This window comes from Arthrobacter sp. TJ-217 (assembly GCF_058269255.1).
The window spans coordinates 433,595-457,287 of sequence record NZ_JBZCNJ010000001.1; the positions used below are offsets into that span (position 1 = coordinate 433,595).

The following is a 23,693-nucleotide window of genomic DNA, read 5'->3' on the forward strand; positions in this document are numbered from 1 at the left end:
CCCCATCCGCCCTCGCTCCCGATATAGTTGCTGCGGGCACCGAACATCTAGCACGAAGAGCTGGCATGAATAAACAGAGCACGCTGCGCGAATCAATCGGCCGACTGTATCCCCACGTCCAGCCCATCCTTCCGCGGCTGCTGCTGGGGCTGCTGTGCGCCCTCGGCGCGAGCCTCATGGCGCTGGCCATCCCCCAGGTATTCCGGGTTCTCGTCAATGACGTCCTGGCACAGGGCGGAACCGCCGCGACCGTCTGGGCCGCGGCGGGGCTGGTGCTGCTCCTTGGCGTCCTCGAGGCGGCCTTCGTGGCCCTGCGCCGCCAGTTCGTCATCAACCCGGCGACAACCGTCGAGACGAACATGCGCACCTCCTTCTACCGCCACCTTCAGGAACTACCCGTCGAATTCCACGACCGCTGGGGAAGCGGCCAGCTGCTCTCCCGGTCGATGACCGACCTCAACCTGATGCGCCGCTGGATGGCCTTCGGGCTCATCATGCTCGTCGTGACCTCGCTGACCGTGGCCGTCGGCGTGGTTGTCATGTTCCTGACCAGCTGGGTGCTTGCACTGATCTTCCTTGCCGCGGCGGTGCCGCTGATGATCTACGGCTTCCGCTTCCGCACCTCCTACAGCCGGGTCTCCCGCAAGAGCCAGGACCAGGCCGGCGACCTCGCCACGGCCGTCGAGGAATCGGTGCACGGCATCCGCGTTCTGAAGGCCTTCGGCCGCAGCCGTGAAGCCCTCGACGCCTTCAACCAGCAGGCCGAGGAGCTGCGCCGCACCGAAATCTCCAAGGCCAAGTCGCTGGCGAACTTCTCGATGATCGTGACCCTGCTCCCGGAACTCGCGCTCGGAGCCTCGCTGGTCGTCGGCGTCCTGCTCGCCTCGACCGGGGAGCTCGACATCGGAGCGCTCGTTGCCTTCTTCGCCACGGCCGCCGTCGTGGCCGGCCCCGTCGAGTTCATCGGCCCCCTGTTGGCCATGACCTTCACGGCGAAGACGGCGATCGACCGCCACTACGAGGTGATGGACGCCGAAAACACGATCACCGACCCTGAGGCGCCAGCCAGTCCGGCCAACGGCCGCGGGGCCCTGGTCTTCGAGAACGTGCACTTCCGCTACCCCGACGCCGAGGACGGCAAGGCGGACATCCTCAACGGCGTCGACCTCCGCCTCGAGGGCGGCGAGACAGTGGCCCTCGTCGGCATCACCGGCAGCGGCAAGACGACCCTGGTCCAGCTCGTGCCCCGGCTGTATGACGCCACGGGTGGCAGGATCCTCATCGACGGCACCGATGTGCGCCACCTCGCCCTCGACGACCTGCGCAGCCGGGTGGCAGTCGCCTTCGAGGACACGACGCTGTTCTCGAGCTCGGTGCGCGAGAACGTGCTGATGGGGGCCGACGCCCTCAATGACGCCGAGGCGGAGAACCTGCTCGAGCAGGCCCTCGACGTCGCCCAGGCGTCCTTCGCCTACTCCCTGCCCTCCGGGCTCGACACCCTGATCGGCGAGGAGGGCCTCAGCCTGTCCGGCGGCCAGCGCCAGCGGCTGGCCCTGGCCCGCGCCATTGCCGCCAAGCCGCGGATCCTGGTGCTCGACGATCCGCTCTCGGCGCTCGATGTGCGAACCGAGGAACTCGTCGAGGAACGGCTGCGCTCGGCACTTCGCGGCACCACCACGCTCGTCGTGGCCCACCGGCCCTCGACGGTGGCCTTGGCGGACCGGGTCGCGCTGCTCCAGGACGGTCGGATCACCGACATCGGACCCCACCTCGAACTGCTCGCCCGCAACGACCACTACCGCTACGTGATCGCCAGCCTCACCGAGGAACCGGTTGACCTGGACAGCGCGGCGGAGGAGGAACCCCTCTCCGCCGCACTCCCGGCGGCGGCACTCGATCCGGCTCCGGCGGGCCGCAATGACGAGGAGGCCCTCGCATGAAAAACCGGTCGACGGCGCGCCCCGGAGGCGCAACCTCAGCGGGTGTCCTCAACGAGGACGACGTCCTGCTGAGCAGGGAGCAGAACAAGTCGGTCCGGTCCCGGTCCTTCCGCCTCCTCGGATCGCTCATCCGGCCCAACCGGCGGCAGTTCGTGCTCACCCTGGTCCTCGTTGTGATTTCCCAGGCCGCGCGGGTGGCGGGACCGGCAATCATCGCCTTCGGGATCGACAGCGCCCTCCCTGCCCTCATCGCGGGAAATCCGCTCCAGCTGGTTGCCGCCGGCGGAGCCTACCTTGTTGCCGCGGTCCTGGCGGCCGTCCTCACCGCGGGCTATGTGCGGGCGACAGCACGGCTGAGCCAGGCGATGCTGCTCGACCTGCGCCTGTGGGTCTTCCGGCACACGCAGCGGCTGAGCCTTGAATTCCACGAAAAATACACATCCGGGCGGATCATTTCGCGGCAGACCTCCGACCTCGAGGCCCTGCGCGAACTGCTCGATTCGGGAATCAGCTCGCTCGCCTCGGGCGCGATCTTCATGCTGTTCACTGCGGTGACCATCTTCGGGCTCGACTGGCGCACCGGGCTGCTGATCCTCGCCGCCGCCGTGCCCATGTTCTTCCTCGCCCGCTGGTACCAGAAGCACTCGCAGACCGCCTTCCGTGCCTCCCGCGTCGTGTCGGCGAAACTGATCGTCCACTTCATCGAGACAATGACGGGCATCCGGGCCGTCAAGGCCTTCCGCCGCGAAAAGGAGAACGCCTCCCGGTACGACGAACTGGCCGAGGACTACCGCAGGGCCACCGTCCGGTCGATCAACCTGAACGGCGTCTTCCAGCCCGGACTGGCCCTGATCGGCAACGTCACGGTCGCCGTCGTCCTTGCCGCTGGCGGCTTCCGGGTGCTTGAGGGCTCCCTCGAGGTGGGCGCCCTGCTCGCCCTGCTCCTGTACAGCAAGCGCTTCTTCCAGCCGGTGGAGCAAATGGCACTGTTCTACAATTCTTTCCAGTCTGCCTCGGCCGCCCTCGAAAAGGTTTCCGGGCTGCTGGAGGAGGTTCCCACGGTGCGCCCGCCGAAGAACCCTGTGGCGCTGAAGGACGCCCGCGGGGCCGTGGACTTCAGCGGCGTCGAATTCCGCTACGGCGACGGACCGCTGGTCATCCCCCGCCTCGACCTGTCCATCCCCGCGGGGCAGACGGTGGCACTCGTGGGCCAGACCGGCGCCGGGAAGTCCACGATCGCCAAGCTCATCGCCCGCTTCTACGACGTGACCGAGGGAAGCATCACCCTCGACGGTGTCGACCTGCGCGAGCTGAGCACGGAGGACCTGCGGCGCTCGGTGGTAATGGTCACCCAGGAGGCGTTCCTGTTCAGCGGCTCCGTCGCCGACAACATCGCCCTCGGCCGGCCGACGGCCAGCCGCGCCGAGATCGAGGCGGCGGCCCGGGCCGTGGGAGCCGACGGCTTCATCCGTGAACTGCCCGAGGGCTACGACACCGACGTCAACAAGCGCGGCGGCAGGGTGTCCGCGGGCCAGCGCCAGCTCATCAGCTTCGCCCGCGCGTTCCTGGCCGACCCTGTGGTCCTCATCCTCGACGAGGCGACCTCCTCCCTCGACATCCCCAGTGAACGGCTTGTTCAGCAGGGCCTGCAGCAGCTGCTGGGCTCGCGGACCGCCCTGATTATCGCCCACCGCCTTTCCACCGTGGCGATCGCTGACCGCGTGCTTGTGGTCCACGACGGCGAGGTGGTGGAGGACGGAAAACCCTCCGACCTCATCGGCGGCACCGGACGTTACGCGGCCCTGCACGCCGCCTGGCGGGACTCGCTCGTCTGAGGAAGGCGAAGGCGGGGCCGGGGTTTCGCCTCCCGGGCCTTCAGGGGGTATTCTTGGAAAGTTGCTTTTGCCGCAGGTTGTGCGGACGGCAGCGATCGGGGTGTGGCGCAGCTTGGTAGCGCGCGTCGTTCGGGACGACGAGGCCGCAGGTTCAAATCCTGTCACCCCGACAGTAAGGACTGCTGATCGTGAAAGAGCCTCCGCACCGCGGGGGCTCTTCCCTTTTGTCCCAAGCTGATGCCTTCAGGACCACGCAGGCCGTCCGCAGAGGCCACCTGTCCGGTGTGTTGCCGCAGGCCCCGCGGAGGTTGTGCGGTTGTATTGATTGGCAGAGAAACCGCTGACGCGAAGAGGTGGACGAGGATGCACAACGCCGCGCAGGTCGTGGAGAGGTTCGGCCCCACGCTCGACCGCGTCGCGGGCCTCATCAACGCGGCAGCGGAAAAGGCCGTTGCCCACTACCTCAGCGAATACAAACCGGTTGAGTTCGTACGCCGGGAGATCTACCGGCATGCCACCCGCGACCGGGTGTGGAACATGCTGCTGGGAAATCCGATCCTCAACGACACCGGAATCGTCGCGGTGCCGAACAGCAAGGGCGGGTATCTCTCGGCCGAGGGAGTGGGGAGGATCCACATCCTGACCCGCCCGCCGGGCATCACCCTGCTGCCCGACACCGACCCCGACCAGTATTCGCTGTTCAACCTTCCCGAACCCGACGAGACGTTCCTGCCCGCACCCGAGCCGTGGAGCGTCAACGCCCTGCAGACGGCGATCTACTGGGATCCCGCCCCCGACGGGTCGCTGCGCCGGGCCACGGTGAACGTCGGGTACGACCTCGCGAAGATCGGCGCGGTTGTCCTCTCGGAGGCACTGCTGACGCCGCGCGGGTCAGGCTCCCCCGCACCGCGCACCCTTCAGGCCTTTGAAGCCCACATCGAAGGCCTCGACGCCCTCCTCGACATCGGGCATCACCGGGGGAACTGAACACCGGCGCTTCAACGAGCAGCCGTCCGTCAGGCGTGCTCCTCCACCATCCGCTGGCGCAGCGCGAGCTCCCGGTACAGCGCGTTGCCGGCGATCAGCTCGGCGTGGCTGCCCACCGCGGCCACACGGCCGCCGTCCAGGACAATGATCTGGTCGAAGTCGGCGATGGTCGACAGCCGGTGCGCCACCACCAGGACGGTCTTGTCCTTGGCCGACTCGGCGAGGGTGCGCTGCAGCAGCTGTTCGGTCAGGGAGTCCACCGCCGACGTCGGCTCGTCCATGAGCAGGACCGGCCGGTCGGCCAGCAGTGCCCGTGCCCAGGCGAGCCGCTGGCGCTGGCCGCCGGAGAGCCGGACGCCGTCCTCGCCGAGGTTCAGGTCGAGGCCCTCCGCCGACCGCTGAGCCAGTTCCGGCAATCCCACCTCCGTGAGTGCCCGGCGCATCTGGCCGTCAGTGGCCACCGGTGCCCCGAGCCGGAGGTTGTCGGCAAGGGTCCCGCTGAGTACGGGAGCCTCCTGCTCCACGAGCCCGATCCGGGAGCGGAGGGCGTGCCGCGGGAGTCCGCCGATTTCCGCGCCGCCGTAGCGGATCGTTCCGGCCGCCGGCTCGTAGAACCGCTCGAGCAGGGCGAGCACCGTCGACTTTCCCGCGCCCGTCGGGCCGACGATCGCCGTCCGGCCGCCCTCGGGAATGGTGAAGGTGACGTCGTCGAGGATCCAGGCACCGTCGTCGTCCGCGGCGTCGTAGCGGAAGCTGACCCCGGCAAACTCGATCGATCCGCCGGCGGGAGCGGCGCCGGAACGGGCTTCCACCTCATCGGCGCCTTCCGGGCGGAGCCGAGCGATCTCCTGGATGCGGTCGAGGGCGGCAAGACCGGCCTGGATCTGCACGAAGGCGCCCATCGCCGACGCGATCGGCAGCACGAGAAGGAACAGGTAGAGGATGAACGCCATCAGGTCACCGAGCAGCAGGTCGCCGCCTGCCACGCGCACGCCGCCCACCACCAACACCACGATGAACGCGCCCTGGATGCAGATGGACATCAGCGGTTGGACAATCGCCTGCAGTTTGGCCAGCGAGATTCCGGCGTCGAAGGCGCGCACGGCTTCCCGATCGATCACCGCCGCCTCGCGGTCCTCGGCGACCGACGCCTTGATCGTGCGGATTCCGGCAAGGCCCCGCTCAACGGCCGCCGACATCGACCCGACCGCTTCCTGAACCTCCCTGCTGGTCTTGCGGATCAGGGACCCAAGGAGCAGCACGCCCCCGGCTCCGGCGAGAACGGCGCCGAGGGTGATGGTGAACAGGACCGGGTCCAGCAGGACCATGAGCACCACCGCCGCACAGAACATCAGCACCGATGAAACGATCTCGAACAGGCCCGACGTGATCACCGAGCGCATGAGCGTCGTGTCGGCGCCGACCCGGGACATCAGGTCTCCCACCCGCCGCTTGTCGAATTCGCGGATCGGCAGGCTCAGCAGCTGCCCGACAAGGGACCTCCGCAGCCCGAGCACCACGGCCTCTGCCGTGCGCTGCAGCAGATACGACTGGGCGGCGCTGAACGCCGCCTGGCCGAGGGTGATCCCGATGAGCAGCCACACGAAGAGAACGGCGGAATTCCCGGCAGCGACCGCGTTGATCAGCTGCTGGACCATGAGGGGCTGAAGGACCGCCAGCACGGTGGCGATCAGCGAGACAACCCCTGCCGCGGTCAGCCAACCTACATGCCCGCGCAGGTACGGCAGGAACTCCCGAAGGGTGGCGCGCCGCTGCGGCGTCTCCGGCGGCACGTCAACGCCTCAGCAATCCGCCGCCGTACTTCTTGTGGACCGCCTGGCGGCTGACGCCGAGCGAACCGGCAATCTGCTCCCAGGTCATTCCGCGGGCCCGGGCGCGCCGCACCTGAACCGCCTCCACCCGCTCCAGCTCCCGCCGCAGCCGCGCGGCCGCTGCGAGGCCGGCCTTTGGGTCGTCGTCCGCCGTTGCCGACCTCACAAGATCCACCATCCCTTCAAGCTCCATGGCGTCAACCTATATTGACACCCCGAGGCCTGTCAATAAACGTTGACAAGCCTCGGGTTGAACGAAGGGGCGGGGTGCTCGTCCGGACGCGGCTGCCGGAGCCGGCACGGTGATTTCGTGCTCGGTGCCTTGGTCCTGCTACGTACCCTCCACCTCGGAGAACAACCCGGTGAAGGTCACGCCGAGGCCGGTGAGCTGCTGGAAGAAGGCCCCGGCCTCCGGGGTGCCCACAGCGCTCGAGGCGGCGTCGTAGTCCTCGTAGTAGAAGTCGAGGGTGCGGTGGGCCGGGGCGGGCGTGCCGTCCTCCTTGGGCCACACCTTCCCCGATTCGAGCCGGAGCTGATTGGGAAGCGCCCGGGCCTTTTCCAGGAGCGACGGGAACTCACTTTCGAAGGCCTCGGGGTTGTCCGGGTTGTTGATGATGAGGGTGATTTTCGTCTGCATCGGATTTTTCTCCTCGCTGCTGGGCGTGGCGGGCATCCAAGCCTCCTGCCGACGTCCTGCGCGGCCGGAGCGGCACCACCGGGTTCAAGCGAATTTGTGAGGCGAGTCTATCCCCGGGCGCGCTTTCGCCTCCGCCTGCGGTGAAACTTCCGGTTTCATGACGAACAATTTCGCGCCGGCGCAGCGGTGCGGCTCGGGTGCGGAATCGGCCCGCGGCAGGGGTCGCGGGTGGTCCCCGTCCGCCGGGAGCCGTCAGGCGAAGCGCTGCCCGGTGAGCCGTTCGTAGGCCTCGATGTAACGTCCGCGCGTGCGCTCGACGACGTCGTCCGGCAGGGCCGGCGGCACGGATTCCCTGTCCCAGCCGGAAGCACCGGAGGTGAGCCAGTCGCGCACGAACTGCTTGTCGAAGGACGGCTGGACCCGGCCCGGCTCGTACTGGGAAGCGTCCCAGAACCGCGAGGAATCGGGGGTCAGCACCTCGTCGCCGAGGGTGATGCGGCCGCTCAGCGGGTCAAGCCCGAATTCCACCTTCGTATCGGCGAGGATGATCCCGCGCTCCCGGGCGATCGCTTCGGCCCGCGCGTAGATGTCGAGGGTGAGCGCGCGCAGCTGGGCCGCGGCGTCGTCACCGACCGCCATGACGACGGCGTCGTAGGTGATGTTTTCATCGTGCTCACCCACCTCGGCCTTGGCCGACGGCGTAAAGAGGGGAGGCTGAAGCCGCGACCCGTCGACGAGGCCCTCGGGCAGCGGCAGGGAGCAGACCGTCCGCGACTTCTTGTACTCGGCAAGCCCGCTTCCGGTGAGGTAGCCGCGGGCGATGCACTCAATCGGGTACATCTCGAGCCGGCGGCAGATCATCGCCCGCCCGGCCACGGCAGCTGGAACCCCGCCTGCCGCATCGGCGGCGACGACGTGGTTGGGCACCCCGGTGAGCCGCTCGAACCACCACAGGCTCAGCTGGGTGAGCACGCGGCCCTTGTCTGGAATCTCGGTGGCGAGCACATGGTCGAAGGCGCTGATCCGGTCACTGGCCACGACGAGCACCGTGTCGGGGTCCCCCGTGCCCGGTTCGGGCTCGTACAGGTCGCGGACCTTTCCCGAATACACATGGGTCCATCCCGGCAGTTCGGGGTGGGCCGGGGCGAATCCTGTCACGAACCCGCCGCCGGGACCGGCGAAGCAGCGAGGCCGAGCTCCCCGCGCGCGGCCTTCAAAGCGATGTCGGTGCGGTACTGGCCGCCGTCGAGCTCAAGCTGGGCCATGCCGTCGTACGCTTTCTCGCGCGCGTCAACCAGATTGTCGCCAAGGCCGACGACGGCGAGCACGCGCCCTCCGGAGGCGACCGTCTTGCCTTCGGCCCCGGTTGTGCCGGCGTGAAGCACCTGCACGCCCTCGATGCGCGCGGCCTTCTTGAGCCCGCGGATCCGACCTCCGGTACGCGGCTGGTTCGGGTAGTTCTCGGCGGCGAGCACCACGGCGACGGCGCTGCGCGGCGACCAGTTGAGGGAGTCGATGCGGTCAAGGCCTCCCTTGGCAGCGGCGAGCAGAACACCGCCCAGCGGCGTCTTCAGGCGGGCGAGGACGGCCTGGGTCTCCGGGTCGCCGAAGCGGGCGTTGAATTCGATGACGCGCATTCCGCGCGAGGTCAGGGCCAGTCCGCAGTAGAGGACGCCGACGAACGGCGTTCCCCGGTGGGCCATCTCGTCGATGACCGGCTGCGCGACGCGTTCCACCACTTCCTCGACCAGGCCCGGCGGTGCCCAGGCCAGCGGCGAATAGGCACCCATGCCCCCGGTGTTGGGGCCTTCGTCGCCGTCGTGGATCCGCTTGAAGTCCTGGGCGGGGGCGAGCGGCAGCACGGAGCGCCCGTCGGAGAGCACGAAGAGTGAGACCTCTGGGCCGTCGAGGTACTCCTCGATGACCACTGTGCCGCCGGCGTCGAAGCAGCTTTGCGCGTGGGCGAGCGCCTCGGCACGGTCCCGGGTGACAACAACGCCCTTGCCTGCGGCGAGCCCGTCATCCTTCACGACATACGGTGCGCCGAATGTATCGAGGGCCTCTTCGGCTTCGGCAGCCGTTGAGGCGACCCGCGCCATGGCGGTCGGCACGCCGGCCGCTGCCATGATCTGCTTTGCGAATGCCTTGGACGCCTCGAGCTGCGCGGCCTCGCGGCTGGGCCCGAAGACCGGGATGCCGGCGTCGGCGAGCGCGTTCGCCACTCCCGCGGCGAGGGGCGCTTCGGGGCCGATGATCACGAGGTCCGAGTTCAGCTGCTGCGCCAGCGCGGTCACCGCTGCGGGGTCGTTTGCGTCAATGGCGTGCGTTGGAACGACGGCGGCGATCCCGGCGTTCCCCGGGGCCGCATGGACCTCCCGGACGAACGGATCGGCAAGCAATGTTCGGACAATGGCGTGTTCGCGGCCACCGGGGCCAATCACAAGAACCTTCACAGTAGATCAGCGTACTGGGTGCGCAGGGCCCGGCGAAGCCCCACCCCCTTGTTACGAGAGTGATTCATGACGCAACGCGGCCGATTGGTTGTTCGTCGGGAACACGGGAATTAGATGACTGGTCTAGTCGGTTGCAATTGACATGCCACTAACACAAACGACGGCCACCGCCGGGACAGCTGCCCGCGGTGCGTCACTCACTCTCGCCCCGGGAATCGCCTTTCTTGGCAGCGCAGTCGCTTTCATCAGCCTCTACCTTGCCGCAGGCGCACCGACACCGCTGCTTCCGCTCTACCAACAGCAATGGGACTTTGCGCCGCAGCTCATCACCCTGGGTTTCGCGGTCTACTCGGCAGGCCTGCTCATAGCCCTCCTGACCGTCGGATCGCTCTCGGACTACATCGGACGCAAGCCCGTCCTCCTCGGCGCCCTGGCCGTCCAGTTCGCGTCAACCCTCCTTTTCCTCAATGCGCCCGACATCGGCTGGGTCATCGCTGCACGTGTCGTTCAGGGTGTTGCGACCGGTGCTGCCACCAGCGCCTTCGCGGCCGCGCTCGTCGAACTCGCCCCGGCCCACCGGAAGAAACTGGGAACGATCATCGGCACCGTGGGCCTGTCCGCCGGCCTGGCATTTGGCGCGCTCCTCGCCGGGCTCGCCATCGAATACGCGCCAAACCCGAACGAGCTCATCTTCACCATCCTTGCGGCCATCAGCCTCATCGGCATTGTGATCACCGCCTTCGGCCCCGAAACGGCAAAGCGGTCCCCCGGGGCCCTGCGCTCCCTCCTTCCGCGGGCAGCCGTCCCCCACGCCGCACGGAAGGAGTTCGCGGCCGCCGCTCCCGCAGTAGCCGCTGCATGGATGCTCGCCGCCCTCTCACTCGGCCTGGCCCCGTCGATCGTGCGCAATGTCTTCCAACTCGACAGCGCCCTCCTCAACGGGCTGACGGGTTTCGTGGGACCGGCGACATCAGCTGTCGCAGCGCTTGCCTTCATCCGGTTCAACCCGCGCACGGGCATGATCGTTGGAATCCTAATATCCGCCATAGGCACCGGAGGCATCCTCACCGGTGTCCTTGTCGGCAGTCTCGGCATCATGATCGCGGGCCAGTTGATTGGCGGCATCGGGTTCGGCGCCGCGTTCACCGCCGTGCTTCGCCTGATCATGCCCCTGGCGGCGCCACAGCAGAAGGGCGCCACAGTGGCCACGGTCTACGTCGTCGGCTACACCGCCTTCAGCGTCCCGGTGATCCTCGTCGGCCAGCTGGCCGCCCCGTTGGGCTTCGTTCCGGCAATCGTCGGCTACGTGGCACTGACCGGCATCCTCTTCCTCGTCGGCCTCATCACCCAGCTCAGGATGCGTAGCCGGGACCGGCGCGCAGCCGCTCAAAGCTCCGAGTGACACACGCGTAGACGCAGACAATCTCTCACAAGGGGCGCGGATCGATGATCCGCGCCCCTTTTCGTGCCAGCCGGACAAGCTGCTTGATACTGCCGGCACTTCTCTTTGGCTCAGCGCCGGCAGTATCAGCCCCATCCCCTGCGGTTCGGATACGTCCTGACGGACCCGGGAGGTCGCTTCGGCCCGTCTTGGTGGCGATGATCCGGGTATGCCCGGCTCGATCCGATGGAACGTTCGATGATCCTGGTTGATACATCCACCGGGAGGAAGTCGAGCCGGCCGTGGTTGACCGTGTGTTTTATGCGTGGCCGTCGATCAGTTGGGCGGCGCGGGGTAGACCGTTCGCTCCCGACCGGGCGTAGCGGTCCACAACGGTCACGTTCTGGCCGAGGCTTGTCATGGCCTCGGTAAAGATGTCCATGTCGATGATCTGCAGGACCTTGAGGTGTTCGGCGTTGCGGGTGGTGACGGCCCCGGTGAGCGCCTCGAGGGCGAAGCTGCGGCCTGTTCCGGAGAGCAGCAGGTCGGTCAGGGCAGCGAGATCGAGGTTCAGGTTGTCGGCCAGGGCCAGGATGTCCTGAACATTCCTCTGGTTCATCATGAGCAGCGCGTTGTTGATGAGTTTGCCTGTCTGCCCGGCTCCCACGGCGCCCATATGGGCGACCTTTAGCGAGAAGGTGTTCAGGACGGGCCGGACCTTCTCCAACGCCTGTTCGGGGCCACCGACGATGGTCGTCAGCCGTCGTGCTTCGGCTCCGGGGCGGCCGCCGCTGACCGGCGCGTCAAGGACGGCGACGCCCGTCTCGGCGGCCCGTTCTGCCATGGCCGAGGCGTAGCCGGGAAGTCCGGTGCCGTGGTTGATGAGAACGGTGCCCGGGCGCAGGCTTCCAAGCAGCCCGCCCGTTGTGAGGACCTCCTCGATGTCTGAGTCCTCGCGCAGGCACAAGCCGACGACGTCGCTGGCCGCGCCGAGCCCGGTCAGGCTCTCGTGCCGGGTGTAGGGCAGGCCCTCGAGGGCGGCAAGGGATGCCTCGCGGCGGACCCAGATGTGCAAATCGAAGCCTGCTTCGGCAATCGCCCGGGCCATCGGGGCACCCTGGTCTCCCAGGCCGACCCAGCCGATCTTCAGTTGCTGGGCGGCGTCCCGTGCCGCAGCCTGGCCGCCCGGTAATTCCTCTGGCTCATTGGTGTTGGTGGTGCTGGTCATGTATTTGTCTTTCTGCGGTGCGGAGTCGGTGGAGTTTTATGCGGCGTTTTGGGCCAGGAGTTCAGTGGCGAGGTTCCAGAGGCGTTCGGCGTTGGCCTCATCAAGGGCGTAGGGCGCTACACCGGTGTAGTCCGGGCCGCGCCGGTCCACGGTAGGGGCTTCGTTGACGTCTTCGAAGTAGCGGCCGCCGATGCCTTCGAGGTCCGGTGAGGTGGCTACGTAAAGCGTGGTGGCAGCGCCCTGGGCGGGGTTTTTCTGGCGTTCGACCGGGGTGCGCAGGCCTCCGGTGTGGCGCTGGAGGTTGGTGGCGATGGCCCCGGGCATCACGGCGTTGGAAGTGATGCCGTGCTTGGCCCAGCGGGCGGTGGCGCCTACGGCAAACAGGGCCGAGGCGGTCTTGGACTGTCCGTAGGCCAGGAAAGCGTCGTAGGTCACGAAGTTGAAGTGCGGGTCATCGAAGATGACCGGGGAAAACAGATGTCCGCTGGAACTCAGGGATACGATGCGGGCATTTCCGGCCTCGGCCAGGGCCGGATGGAGGGCCTGGGCCAGGGCGAAGTGGCCCAGGTAGTTGGTGGCGAACTGCATTTCCCAGCCCTCGGCGGTGCGTTCGAGTTCGGGCAGGGCCATGATACCGGCGTTGTTGACCAGCACATGCAGCGGTCCACTCCATCCGGCGGCGAAGGCGGTGATGGTGGAGCGGTCGGCCAGGTCGAGCCGACTAAGGAAGATGTTCGGGTTGCCGGTGGATTCGCGCAGTTCCGCAGCGACGGGTTCGGCGGCTTCGAGGTTGCGCACGGCCAGGGTGACCTCGGCGCCGATTGCCGCGAACGCGCGGGTAGTTTCGATGCCGATGCCCGACGCGCCGCCGGTGATGACAACGCGCTTGCCGGTGAAGTCGATGCCGGCGGTGACATCGGTGGCGTTGGAGCTGAATCCGAAACTGGTGGTGATTCTTGACATGATGATGTGCTTCTTTCGGTAACGCTTTGCTGTGAATGTCTGGTGCGAGCACGCGGCATTCCACAATTCCAAGGTGGGAAAGAGCGGTGTGCAGCGGCCCTGAAGCCAGTGTGCGCTTACCCAAAAGGGGTAGCCAGAGCCCCGGACTTCATATGAACGCCAGGGCTACCCTGGGCACCTTCGGGCAGAATGCCGTTCAGGCGCGCGGGGCGCCGGGCGCGGTCCGCGCCAGCCGGGACAGGGCGGCCTCTGACGCACTTCCGGGTTCCGCATGATGGATCACCAGCAGGTGGCCGTCAGTGCCGGTGACGGCGAGTTTCTCGTGGAAGAGCTCCAGGTCTCCGACAAGCGGGTGGTTAAGCAGCCGTTTGCCGGCGACCTTGGGCCGGACCTCGTGGAGGCTCCAGAGTTTGAGGAAGTGCGCGCTGCGCTGGGAGAGGTCAGTGACGAGGGCGGTGAGACGTGGGTCGGCCACCCGCTCCCCGACAGCGGCCCGCAACCCGGCGGCCGCCTCCTGAACGACCTGCTCCCAGTCGTCGTACAACTCGCGTTCCGCCGGATCCAGGAATGCCTCGCGCAGCACGTTGGTGCCGGGGGCATTGCGGGGGGACAAGGCAACCGCCAGGGGATTGGCCGCGAGGACCGTCATGAACCGGTCCTGCACGAACGCCGGCATGCCCAGGCTCACCAGCAGGTGCGCCAACCCCGGAGCCACGGTGTCGCTACCAACGGTGGGGGCCGGAGCGGCTACGGGTTGAGCCAACCGGTGGAGGTGGATGGTTGAGGGCGGATCCAGACGCAGGGCCCGGGCGAGGGAATCGAGGACCTGCGGCGAAGGATGATGGTCCTTTCCCTGTTCGAGCCGCACGTAGTAGTCGACGCTGATTCCGGCCAGGCTTGCCACCTCCTCGCGCCTCAACCCCGCAACCCGGCGGCGTCCAAAAGTGCGCAGTTCGACGTCCTCGGGCCTGACCAGTCTGCGCCGGGCCTTGAGGTACTCACCGAACGCCGGGTTCCTTTCCACCGCTCGTTACCTACACGCCGGCGGCCGCATGAGGCGGCGCACCGAAAGGTTCGATGAACTCTTTCGCCGCTGCATGCAGGATCCGTTCCCTGGTGGCTGTCGAATCGGGCGGCATGCTCCCAGCGTAGTGAATGAACTAGTCTTTACAATCCGCGTCGAGATGCTGATGAACCGGGCAAGTTGGCGGGGAGCCTCGAAGGAACCTGCCTATGCGTTGCCACAAGAGTGAGGCGCCAACAGCGGCCGCTGCGCCGGGGATCGCCTGCAGATCGCGCTGCAGCGCTTCATCCCTGACCCGCTGGAAACCCAACTGGATTTCCTCAAGGTATAGGGTGGGATCGATCCTGCCGCAGCGTCAAGCGCGGCCCTCCTGCACAGCGGCGTGCAGTCTCCATCCTTTCCGCCCTCCCTGGGCGATGACAGACCTCGTACGACTGCCCCAAGGAACCATCGAATCATGCCCTCATCCCCACCCGCCCCTGCTCCCCCTCGCCCGACACCTCTGGAACGGCAGTCCGTCAGGCGGACCCTCCGCAGTCCCCGCCTCCTGAAAACCGAGCTCCTCGCCGGCCTCGTCGTGGCCCTCGCCCTGATCCCCGAAGCGATCGCCTTCTCGATCATCGCCGGTGTCGATCCGCGCCTCGGCCTGTTCGCCTCGTTCACCATGGCAGTCTCAATCGCGTTCCTGGGCGGGCGGCCCGCCATGATCTCCGCGGCCACCGGCGCGGTTGCCCTCGTCATCGCACCCCTCGTCGGCAGCCACGGCGTCGACTATCTCATCGCCGCTGTGATCCTGGCCGGCGTCATCCAGGTCGTCCTCGGCCTGGCCGGCGTCGCCAAGCTCATGCGGTTCATCCCCCGCTCGGTCATGGTGGGGTTCGTCAACGCCCTGGCCATCCTGATCTTCCTTTCGCAGGTTCCGGAACTCATCGGCGTGCCGCTCCTCGTCTACCCCCTCGTCGCCGTCGGGCTGCTGATCGTGTTCGGGCTCCCCCGCCTCACCACCGCCGCCCCCGCCCCCCTGGTCGCCATCGTCGTCCTGACCGTGTTCGCCGTCCTCACGAACGCGCTCGTGCCCACGGTCGGGGACAAGGGGAAACTGCCCGAGAGCCTGCCGTCCCTGTTCTTCCCGAACGTTCCCCTGAACCTTGAAACCCTCCAGGTCATCCTGCCGTTCTCACTGGCCATGGCGGCCGTGGGTCTGCTCGAGTCCCTCATGACAGCGAAGCTCGTTGACGACATCACCGATACCCGCTCGGACAAGACCCGCGAATCCTGGGGGCAGGGAGCCGCGAACATCGTGACCGGATTCTTCGGCGGTATGGGCGGCTGTGCCATGATCGGCCAGACGATGATCAATGTGAAGGCCTCCGGGGCGCGCACCCGGATCTCCACCTTCACGGCCGGGATTTTCCTGCTCATCCTCGTCGTTGCCCTCGGCGGGATCGTCGCGCTCATCCCCATGGCCGCGCTCGTGGCAGTGATGATCTTCGTGTCGATCGCCACCTTCGACTGGCACAGCATCCGGCCCTCCACCCTGAAGCGGATGCCCAAGAGCGAGACCACGGTCATGCTCGCCACCGTTATCGCCACCGTCTCGACGCACAACCTCGCGATCGGCGTCGGCGTTGGGGTCCTGGTCGCGATGGTCGCCTTCGCCCGCCGCGTCGCCCACTTCGTCACGGTGGAGCGCGCCGAACAGGGCGCCGGTGGCAGCAGGTCGGTTACCTACTCCGTCAACGGCGAGCTGTTCTTTGCTTCATCCAACGACCTCTATACCCGGTTTGAGTACGCAACGGACCCGCAGGACGTCACAATCGATTTCCACGGATCCCACCTATGGGACGCCTCAACCATCGCATCACTCGATGCCATCGAGGAAAAATACCGCCGTCACGGCATCAAGGTGAAAATTCTGGGGTTGAACGAAGCTTCGACCCGGATGCGTGAACGCCTAGGTGGCAGGCTCGGCGCCGGCCACTAGTTACCCGCAACCGCCCCGCGCGGCTCAGTTGGATCCTGCGGCAGGTGCTGCAACCGCGCCGACAGCCTCGACAGGTAGCCCGAGACGGGCCCAAGGTTGCAGAACCCGCTGCCGGCCCCCGCATATTCGGCGGCCGCTTGGCGCAGTTCGGTGAAGGCCCGGCTCATGACCTCGACGTCGTCGAGCGCCATGGCGGCCTCTGCCATCAGGCACCAGAGCGTCTCGCGGTGATGGGCCGACGCCGGCTCGGGGACCTCGCGAAGGGCCGCGCGCGCTTCGGGGATTTTGCCCCCGGCCAGCAGGACGAGCGGCTCCGCCCAGGGCAGGTATGGGCCCCACCCGGTTCCCTCTTCGGTCTGCGCCGGCCGTCCATGCCGGAGCCGCAGACACAACAGGGACAGGGCCAGGGCGCCCTGCTCCAGCCCCGGCATGCCGGCGCCGCGCAGTTGGCCTGCTGCCGCACGAAAGGCTGCTGCCACTTCAGTGGGAGGCGCGCCGGTGAGGTCCATCCGCAGGGCGCGGTACCAGGTAGTGAAGACGCCCACCAGCGGTGATTCGTACTTCTCCGCGAGCTGATCCGCTGACGCCGCGTGGAGATCGGCAGACTGCAGGTCTCCCAGCCCCGCGCACGCCTGCATCCGGATGAGGTGCCCCAGGAGTTCATAGGCAGGGAGGTCGTACCGTTCGGACAGCTCCAAGATCTCCTGCCCGATGCGGGCGCGCTCCGGGGCCAGACCGGCCCGGTGGAACGACTGCATGAACGTTCCGTTGAGAGCAAATGCCAGCAGCGCCGGATCATTCAGGCGACGGGCAAGGCCTTCGGCTTCCTCAGCGGCATGCCGCCCCCGGCTCCCCGGATGTCCCCGGGATTCGACGGCAATCGTCGTCAGCAGCCGGGCGCGCAGCGCGTCGTGTGTTCCCTCCGGCAGCGCTGCGAGGGTTTTCTCAGTGAGGGCGAGGATGTGTGCGGTCTGGGCGGGATCGTCCGACCGGGTCCAGAGAGCCGGAACATCGTAGGCCCCGATGACCCGCGCCGTGAGGTCGACGTCGCTGAGCTCCTCAGCTGCGACGACCGCCGCCAGGCGCTGCCTGCGCGCGGCCTCCAGACCTCCGCCGCCGGTGAGTGCAAGATGCCGCAACAGTTCGACAGTCGAACGGAGCCGCCCCCTGGCACTTACCCCGGAGCTCTGGCTGTAGCTGGACAGCGTCTGGTTCCAGACAATGTTCATCGCATCGGCCGGCCCCCTGTCCGGGTCGAGACTGGGAGACTGGTGGAGGATGTCGTGCTCGAGGGCGCGGAGCACCGAATTCGGGGACAGCCCGAGCTGGTCATTCAGCAGGGAACGGGCCCGTCGCAGCACCTCCAGGGCTTCGTGCTGGCGGCCCGATTGGTAGTGGGCCAGTGCGAGGAGGCGCCAACCCTCCTCCCGCCAGGGATGTTCCCCCACGAAGGCCTCAAGGTCGGGAACGGCGTGCACGGCCTGCCCTGCTCTGAGCTGTTCGGCCGCGCGCGCCTCCACCGCCCACAGACGGAGTTCGGTCAGCCGCCTGCGTTCGGCGTGGGACCACGGCTCGTCGGCGTAATCGGCGTAGGCGGGGCCCCGCCATAGGGAAAGGGCTTCCTCGACTGCAGCAAGTGATGGTGACGGGGCCGGACCGCCAGCTGCTTTGACGGCGTCCTCGAACAGGAGGGAGTCAACGCTGCAGTGATCCAACTGCAGGGCATAGCCCGCACCGGTTGAAACGACCACCCGGGCAGGACCCCGGGCAGGGCGTTCCGGTTCAAGGGCCCGGCGCAGCGCACCGATGTAGGTGTGGATCACCCCGGTGACGTTCACCGGAGGGTCCTCCCACAAATCGTCGATCAGTGTCCCCAGCGCGACGGCACGCCCCCGCGCCGCGGCAAGCCGGGCCAGCAACGCCCGTTGTCGGGGGCCGCCAAGTGCGATGGGGCGTCGGGCGGCGTCCCAGGCAGCCGTCGTACCCAGCACGCCGATCGTCACGCCCATGTCAGGACCACCTTTCACGCCACCTGTATCAAGTGTGCCGGACGCAACGGCGCGCGCAGGACGCCGTTGAGAAGCCGTTGAGTCGGCGGTGCGAGCCTTGGGCTGCACGTTGCTCCCCAACCAAGGAAACCCCGATGACCTCCATGATTGAAAATTTCACCTACCAAAAAGTGACAGTGGCCGCTGATGTGCAGCTGAACGTTGCCGTGGCCGGCTCCGGCAGCCCCGTGGTGCTGCTTCACGGATTTCCCCAGACCCACCTGATGTGGCGGCACGTAGCCGCCGACCTGGCCAAGGACCACACGGTCATCTGCCCGGATCTCCGGGGATATGGTGACAGTGATAAGCCGGCCGAGACCAGCCCCGCCGTGTACTCCAAGCGGACAATGGGCGAGGACATTGTCGCCCTGGCCGCCGCACTGGGCCATGAACGGTTCGCCCTCGCGGGGCACGACCGCGGAGCCCTGGTCGGCTTCCGCACGGCAATGGACCACCCCGACGCCGTAACGCACTTCGCCAGCCTCGACGTCCTGCCCACGCTCGACATGTGGAACGTCCTGCACGGACAGTCCGCCGCGGTCGGATTTCACCTCTACCTCATGGCCCAGCCCGCAGGCCTTGCCGAGGAAATGATCTCGAACAGCGCCGACACCTTTTTCTCCTACTTCCTTGACGTGTGGACGAAGGACCCCGAGGCGATCCCAGCGGACATCCGGGCGGCATACCTCAGGGCCAGCGCAAATGCAGTGCCGTCCATTGTGGCCGACTATCGGGCCTCCGCCGGCATCGACGTGGTGCACGATCAAGCGGATCTCGACTTCGGCAACACGCTTGGAATGCCGGTCACCGTGATCCAACAGGACTGGGGCTCCGCGCTGGGATTTGATGCCTCGGCGTTGTGGAAGGCATGGGCACCGGACCTCGAACATTTCAGCACCCGGGCCGGTCACTTCATGGCCGAGGAAACCCCGGGCGACATTGCGCAGTCCATCCGCGACCTGCTCCTCCGATAGGTCGCATCCCGCACCCGCTCAGCGCCGCGGATCGGTGGTCGGCGAAGGAGCTGCGGCGAGTTCGGCCCCGTGCCGCAGCAGGGTTTCAAGCGCGTCGGCAAGGTTGTCGACCTGCTGGTCAGTGAGAGCGTCGGCGAACCACCTCTGCGCTGACCGCAGGTGCGGACCAAGGGCACGCCGGTAGGCCGTGCGCCCCTCGTCGGTGAGAGCGATGAGGGAAGCACGGCCATCGGTGTCGTCGCTTGCCGCTTTTGCCACCAACCCGCGCTTTTCCAGTCGACGGAGCTGGTGCGCGAGCCGGCTCGAGTCCCATCCGATGGCGCGGGCGCACTCGGACGGGCGCGCAGTGCCCTTCGGAGCCATCGACAGATGGGCCAGGACGGTGAACTCAGCCTCTGAAAGCTTCGCGTCGCTCCAGAGATCGCGGCCTACCTCACGCCGGAGAAGTTCGGTGACGTCCTGAAGCTTTTCCCACGTACGGAGCTGGCGATCCGTCATATTCACTGACATATCAGCGATTTTACATGCGAAGCGGCCGCCGATCGGGAGCGGGTGCGGCGGGTGCCTTGCCGAGGATTTCGATATTGCTGACACATCAGCTATAGTCGTATTCGATTGCTGACACATCAGCAATATCAGGCCCGGCAACCCTCCCTCCGCCCCCGGCGACAGGAGCGTGCGGCACCCCGAAAGGCTTCTCATGGCTTCCACCCGGCAACCGACCCCAGGCACCAGCGCTGGTGCGCCGCCGGCCGCACAAAAGGGCCAAGGTCCGAGGCCAGGAGCGGTTCTCACCCTGCTTGCGGCGGCCCAGTTCGTTGTGGTCCTCAATGCGAGCAGCATCAACCTGGCACTGCCGGACCTGGCAGGTGACCTCAAGGCGTCGGCGTCCCTGTCCGTCTGGGTGGTTTCCGCCTACCTGCTGACGTTCGGCGGGCTGCTGTTGTTCGGGGGCCGCCTGGGCGATGTCATCGGCCGGCGCCGGATGTTCCTCATCTCGGTCGGGCTGTTCGGCGCGGCGGCCCTGGCCGGCGGGTTTGCGCCGACGGTCGAAACCCTCATTGCCGCACGTGCGGTCCAGGGTGCCGCCGCTGCAGGGCTGGCCCCGACGGCGCTCTCGCTCCTGACGACCCTCTTCACGGATCCCGCCGCCCGGCGCCGTGCCATCGGCGTGTGGGGAGCGGTGGCCAGCTCCGGCGGCGCTGCGGGCGTCCTTGTGGGCGGCGCCTTCACCGCGGCCTGGGGCTGGCGTGCGGTGCTGCTGGTCAACGTCCCCATCGTTGTGCTGATGCTTGCAGCCATTCCCCTGCTGGTGCCCGCGGTGCCACGAGGAGCTGCGCAGCGTCTGGATGCCTCGGGCGCTGTGCTGTCCTTCCTGGGTATATCCGCACTGATCGGCGGCCTGACCGTGGGAAATGAGCAGGGATGGCTGTCACCGACCGCTCTTGGTCTGCTGGGCAGCGGAGCCGTCCTCGTCGTTGCGTTCATCGTCACCGAGCGGAGCAAGCCGGCGCCGCTGATCCCTCTGCATCTGCTCAAGCGGTGGCCGTCGGTTGGCGGGAACATCGGCATGGTCCTCATCGCCGTGGCCTTGTACCCCACGATGCTGCTGCTCTCGCTCATCCTCCAGGGAACCCTCGATTTCTCACCGATCGGCGCAGGACTGATGATGCTGCCCATGTCCCTGGCCACCATTGTGGCCGCGTTGTTCTCGCCGCGGCTTGTCGGGGCCAAGGGACCCCTTACCGCCCTGTTCATCGGACTTGCCCTGCTCGGGCTGGCCACGGGGGCACTGGCCCTGGCTGCGGCGATTGGAGCACCGTCCGGCATCTTCGTCCCCGCGATGGTGGCCTTCGGCGCAGGAGTCGGCATTGCAGTGACCTCCGCGACAACGCAGGCCCTTGCCGGTGCCACCCCCCGTGAGGCCGGATCCGTCAGCGGTCTGATCCAGACAGCGCAACAGCTCGGTGGGGCGGCGGGGCTCACTGTCATCGGCGCGGTCGCTTCCGCAGTGACGGCTTCCCTTCCAATGACAGGGCAGGGCGCGGTCGACACCGGCTACGGAGTGGCACTCGGCGTGGCCGCCCTCATCGTCCTCGGTGGGCTGCTGGCACTTGCGGTGCGGCAACGACGCTCGAGGCCGGCCGCACCGGACCCGACCCACCAGCCGGTCGGATCCCGCTCACAGGGCTAGGACGATTCCCCGTTCTCCCAATGACGGGAACAATCATGAACTCAATTCCCGCACGTGAAGATGCCCAGGGCATCAGCCGTTCGTCTTTTCCCTCTTCCCTTCAAGAAAACCTGGTCCTCCCTCCGGACCCGCAGTACGGGCGGCTTCGGCACACCTACTCCTACCGCGGGTCCCCCGCCGCGGTGGTGAGCCTGCGGACACCCGACGACGTCGCTGCCGCCCTGGCCCATTCGACGTCGACAGGGCTCCCGCTCAGTGTCCGCAGCGGAGGTCATGGCATCAGCAGCGCCTCCACCAATGACGGAGGGATCGTTCTGGACCTCTCGGCAATGAACAAGGTCGAAGTCCTCGATCCCGGGTCCGGGCGGGTGCGCATCGGAGCCGGAGCTCGGTGGGGTGATGTTGCCCGGGCACTGTCACCCTTCGGTCTGGCGATCAGTTCGGGTGACTCGGGCGACGTAGGCGTGGGCGGGCTTGCAACGACCGGCGGGGTCGGCCTGATGGGACGCAAGCACGGGCTGACGATCGACTCAATGACGGCAGCCACACTGGTGACCGCTGATGGAACCATCCGCAATGCGAGCTCGACCGAGAACCCGGACCTCTTCTGGGCGATCCGCGGAGCCGGCGCCAATTTCGGCGTTGTCTACGAATTTGAATTCACCGCCTCCAAAGTTCCCGGAGTCATCCACACCACCGTCCAGTACGACACGTCTGACACCGTCGGTTTCCTGCAGAAGTGGGGAGGCGCAGTCGAAGGCGCACCCCGGGATATCACGGCCTTCCTCTACCTGTTCGCCGGACAGGACGCCGGCCTCGCCACCATCGTCTACGCGGGGCTGGACACCGACGCGGCACAGCGGTCCCTCGCACCGTTCCTCGCCCTGGCCCCGATCCTCGGCGGGCGCTCTCAGGCCGAGTCCTACGCGGCGCTGGTCGCGCCCTCGAACGCGCCGCATACCGGTGCGGTGTCGCTGCAAACCCGAAGCGGCCTGGCGGCTCATCTGGATGCCCCCATCGCCGTGCGGCTCGCAGGGATGCTCGCCAACGGGACCGCGGCCACCCTGCAGGTCCGCGCGGTTGGCGGGAGGATCAACGACGTCGCCACCGGCGCCACGGCATATGGGCACCGGCACCAGAATTTCTCAATTTTCGCGGGAGCCGAACCGGCGCGCCGGGGCGATTTTTGGCGCGAATGGGCAGGACTCCACCCCCACCTCGACGGGCTTTATCTCAGCTTCGAAATGGACAAGGACCCACGCCGGCTCCATGACGCCTTCCCGCCCGCAACCCTGGCCCGGCTCCGCCGGCTCAAGGCGACCTACGATCCCACCGGGCTCTTCGACAAGAACTTCTCCCTCACCGATTGATTCCATCGCACTCTCACGCAGATCCGGAAGGACGATCATGAACACCCTTAACCAGCCAGCATGGGCCCATCCTCAGACGGACCTCACGGGCAGGACAGTGCTCGTTGTGGGAGGCGCCGGCGGCGTCGGCGAAGGCGTCGTCCTGACCCTCCTCGAATCGGGCGCGACGGTCGTGGCGGCCGGCAGGAGCCGCACCCGTCTCGACGAACTCGCTTCGCGGCTCCCCTCGCCGCGTCTGCACCTCACGGTGCTTGACGGGTTGGCGGACAACCTGGACGAGGCAGCGGCGGTCGCCGTGGCCGAGCACGGACAGTTCGACGGCGTCGTCGTAAGCATCGCGGCGTGGGGGGACCAGGGCCGCAAACCCCTGCTCGCCTTGACCGATTCCGAATGGGACGCCCTCGTCGCGGCGAACCAGACGAGCGTGTTCCGCCTGTACCGTGCGCTCGTCCCCGCCATTGCCGCGGGCGGTGTGCTCGTGCAGCTCAACGGGCTCAGCGCCGATCTGCCCTTCCCCGGTGCCGGCGGCGTCGCGCTGACTGCGGCGGCGACCAAGTCACTCACGCGCACCATTGCTGCCGAACTCGCCGGGCGCGGTCCGCGGATCCATGAGGTGATTCTCGGCGTCGTACGCACCCGGGCACGGCAGCGTGCCGGGGTTGACGACCCGCGGTGGATCGACGGCACCGAGGTCGGAACGCACGTCGCCGAGCTCGTCGCGGGCACCAGTCCGCTGACCGGAACGACGCTTCACTACTTCGCCGACAAGGCCGCGGGCCCTTCGGGCACCGCGCCGGAGCTCCCCTAAGCCGATGCCCTGCCCGGGCCGACCACAGCCCACCC

19 protein-coding genes and 1 tRNA gene are annotated in these 23,693 nt (G+C 67.5%); 10 read left to right on the forward strand and 10 right to left on the reverse strand.

Translation table 11 applies throughout. The annotated features are described in order from the left end of the window. Nucleotides 1–65 precede the first annotated feature (65 nt). The 4 genes from AC4D2R_RS02195 (at nucleotide 66) to AC4D2R_RS02210 (ending at nucleotide 4,762) form a co-directional block, all read left to right on the forward strand. Nucleotides 66–1,940, forward strand: coding sequence for an ABC transporter ATP-binding protein (locus AC4D2R_RS02195; protein ID WP_490937033.1), 1,875 nt, complete (start codon nucleotides 66–68; stop codon nucleotides 1,938–1,940). Next, complete coding sequence (locus AC4D2R_RS02200) at nucleotides 1,937–3,775, forward strand: ABC transporter ATP-binding protein (protein ID WP_490937035.1); 1,839 nt, start codon at nucleotides 1,937–1,939, stop codon at nucleotides 3,773–3,775. Before AC4D2R_RS02195 ends, AC4D2R_RS02200 begins: the two co-directional genes overlap by 4 nt. 96 nt (nucleotides 3,776–3,871) lie before the next feature. Beyond that, nucleotides 3,872–3,945: transfer RNA gene (locus tag AC4D2R_RS02205), tRNA-Pro, on the forward strand. Nucleotides 3,946–4,138: 193 nt separating this feature from the next. Further along, on the forward strand, nucleotides 4,139–4,762 hold the full coding sequence (locus tag AC4D2R_RS02210; protein WP_490937038.1) for a hypothetical protein: 624 nt from the start codon (nucleotides 4,139–4,141) through the stop codon (nucleotides 4,760–4,762). 29 nt (nucleotides 4,763–4,791) lie between these two features. On the opposite strand, the gene AC4D2R_RS02215 is transcribed toward AC4D2R_RS02210, so the two are convergent. The 5 genes from AC4D2R_RS02215 to purD all read right to left on the reverse strand — a co-directional run bounded on the left by AC4D2R_RS02215 (nucleotide 4,792) and on the right by purD (nucleotide 9,684). After that, complete coding sequence (locus AC4D2R_RS02215; protein ID WP_490937040.1) at nucleotides 4,792–6,555, reverse strand: ABC transporter ATP-binding protein; 1,764 nt, start codon at nucleotides 6,553–6,555, stop codon at nucleotides 4,792–4,794. Nucleotide 6,556: 1 nt separating this feature from the next. Continuing rightward, nucleotides 6,557–6,787: a hypothetical protein gene (locus tag AC4D2R_RS02220; protein ID WP_490900826.1), complete on the reverse strand. Its 231-nt coding sequence runs from the start codon at nucleotides 6,785–6,787 to the stop codon at nucleotides 6,557–6,559. Between the two features lie 138 nt (nucleotides 6,788–6,925). Next, the gene (locus tag AC4D2R_RS02225) at nucleotides 6,926–7,267 is read right to left on the reverse strand and encodes an EthD family reductase (protein ID WP_490937042.1); all 342 of its coding nucleotides are present in this window, start codon (nucleotides 7,265–7,267) and stop codon (nucleotides 6,926–6,928) included. Between the two features lie 216 nt (nucleotides 7,268–7,483). Further along, nucleotides 7,484–8,389: a phosphoribosylaminoimidazolesuccinocarboxamide synthase gene (locus AC4D2R_RS02230; RefSeq protein WP_490937044.1), complete on the reverse strand. Its 906-nt coding sequence runs from the start codon at nucleotides 8,387–8,389 to the stop codon at nucleotides 7,484–7,486. Beyond that, nucleotides 8,386–9,684 carry a phosphoribosylamine--glycine ligase gene (purD, locus tag AC4D2R_RS02235; protein WP_490900820.1) on the reverse strand — a complete coding sequence of 433 codons (1,299 nt, stop codon included), beginning with the start codon at nucleotides 9,682–9,684 and terminating at the stop codon, nucleotides 8,386–8,388. The genes AC4D2R_RS02230 and purD overlap by 4 nt, the downstream gene beginning before the upstream one ends. Before the next feature lie 142 nt (nucleotides 9,685–9,826). Between purD and AC4D2R_RS02240 the strand changes: the two genes are divergently transcribed. Next, on the forward strand, nucleotides 9,827–11,086 hold the full coding sequence (locus AC4D2R_RS02240; RefSeq protein WP_490937046.1) for an MFS transporter: 1,260 nt from the start codon (nucleotides 9,827–9,829) through the stop codon (nucleotides 11,084–11,086). A 298-nt stretch (nucleotides 11,087–11,384) separates the two neighbouring features. Here the strand turns inward: AC4D2R_RS02240 and AC4D2R_RS02245 are convergent, their stop codons facing one another. The 3 genes from AC4D2R_RS02245 to AC4D2R_RS02255 all read right to left on the reverse strand — a co-directional run bounded on the left by AC4D2R_RS02245 (nucleotide 11,385) and on the right by AC4D2R_RS02255 (nucleotide 14,280). Further along, nucleotides 11,385–12,293, reverse strand: coding sequence for an NAD(P)-dependent oxidoreductase (locus AC4D2R_RS02245; RefSeq protein ID WP_490937048.1), 909 nt, complete (start codon nucleotides 12,291–12,293; stop codon nucleotides 11,385–11,387). A 36-nt stretch (nucleotides 12,294–12,329) separates the two neighbouring features. Beyond that, a complete protein-coding gene (locus AC4D2R_RS02250; RefSeq protein ID WP_490937050.1) occupies nucleotides 12,330–13,256 on the reverse strand; it encodes an SDR family NAD(P)-dependent oxidoreductase in 927 nt (308 codons plus the stop codon). A 196-nt stretch (nucleotides 13,257–13,452) separates the two neighbouring features. After that, nucleotides 13,453–14,280 (reverse strand): helix-turn-helix domain-containing protein, encoded by an 828-nt coding sequence (locus AC4D2R_RS02255; RefSeq protein ID WP_490937052.1) that lies wholly within the window; start codon nucleotides 14,278–14,280, stop codon nucleotides 13,453–13,455. A 457-nt stretch (nucleotides 14,281–14,737) separates the two neighbouring features. Between AC4D2R_RS02255 and AC4D2R_RS02260 the strand changes: the two genes are divergently transcribed. After that, the gene (locus AC4D2R_RS02260) at nucleotides 14,738–16,264 is read left to right on the forward strand and encodes a SulP family inorganic anion transporter (protein WP_490937055.1); all 1,527 of its coding nucleotides are present in this window, start codon (nucleotides 14,738–14,740) and stop codon (nucleotides 16,262–16,264) included. On the opposite strand, the gene AC4D2R_RS02265 is transcribed toward AC4D2R_RS02260, so the two are convergent. After that, nucleotides 16,261–18,273, reverse strand: a complete 2,013-nt coding sequence (locus tag AC4D2R_RS02265; RefSeq protein WP_490937057.1) for an AfsR/SARP family transcriptional regulator — start codon at nucleotides 18,271–18,273, stop codon at nucleotides 16,261–16,263. The genes AC4D2R_RS02260 and AC4D2R_RS02265 overlap by 4 nt on opposite strands. 134 nt (nucleotides 18,274–18,407) lie before the next feature. Here AC4D2R_RS02265 and AC4D2R_RS02270 point away from each other — a divergent pair, with 134 nt between their 5' ends. Next, nucleotides 18,408–19,286 carry an alpha/beta fold hydrolase gene (locus tag AC4D2R_RS02270; RefSeq protein WP_490937059.1) on the forward strand — a complete coding sequence of 293 codons (879 nt, stop codon included), beginning with the start codon at nucleotides 18,408–18,410 and terminating at the stop codon, nucleotides 19,284–19,286. Nucleotides 19,287–19,304: 18 nt separating this feature from the next. On the opposite strand, the gene AC4D2R_RS02275 is transcribed toward AC4D2R_RS02270, so the two are convergent. Beyond that, nucleotides 19,305–19,796: a MarR family winged helix-turn-helix transcriptional regulator gene (locus tag AC4D2R_RS02275; RefSeq protein ID WP_490937062.1), complete on the reverse strand. Its 492-nt coding sequence runs from the start codon at nucleotides 19,794–19,796 to the stop codon at nucleotides 19,305–19,307. A 190-nt stretch (nucleotides 19,797–19,986) separates the two neighbouring features. On the opposite strand from AC4D2R_RS02275, the gene AC4D2R_RS02280 reads away from it, so the two are divergent. Genes AC4D2R_RS02280 through AC4D2R_RS02290 form a run of 3 tightly spaced genes read left to right on the forward strand, consistent with a single transcriptional unit; the run spans nucleotide 19,987 to nucleotide 23,658 of the window. Continuing rightward, a complete protein-coding gene (locus AC4D2R_RS02280; protein ID WP_490937064.1) occupies nucleotides 19,987–21,480 on the forward strand; it encodes an MFS transporter in 1,494 nt (497 codons plus the stop codon). Between the two features lie 35 nt (nucleotides 21,481–21,515). Further along, entirely contained in the window at nucleotides 21,516–22,850 is a 1,335-nt protein-coding gene (locus AC4D2R_RS02285; RefSeq protein WP_490937066.1) for an FAD-binding oxidoreductase, read from the forward strand. Between the two features lie 37 nt (nucleotides 22,851–22,887). Further along, the gene (locus AC4D2R_RS02290; RefSeq protein ID WP_490937068.1) at nucleotides 22,888–23,658 is read left to right on the forward strand and encodes an SDR family oxidoreductase; all 771 of its coding nucleotides are present in this window, start codon (nucleotides 22,888–22,890) and stop codon (nucleotides 23,656–23,658) included. Nucleotides 23,659–23,693 lie beyond the last annotated feature (35 nt).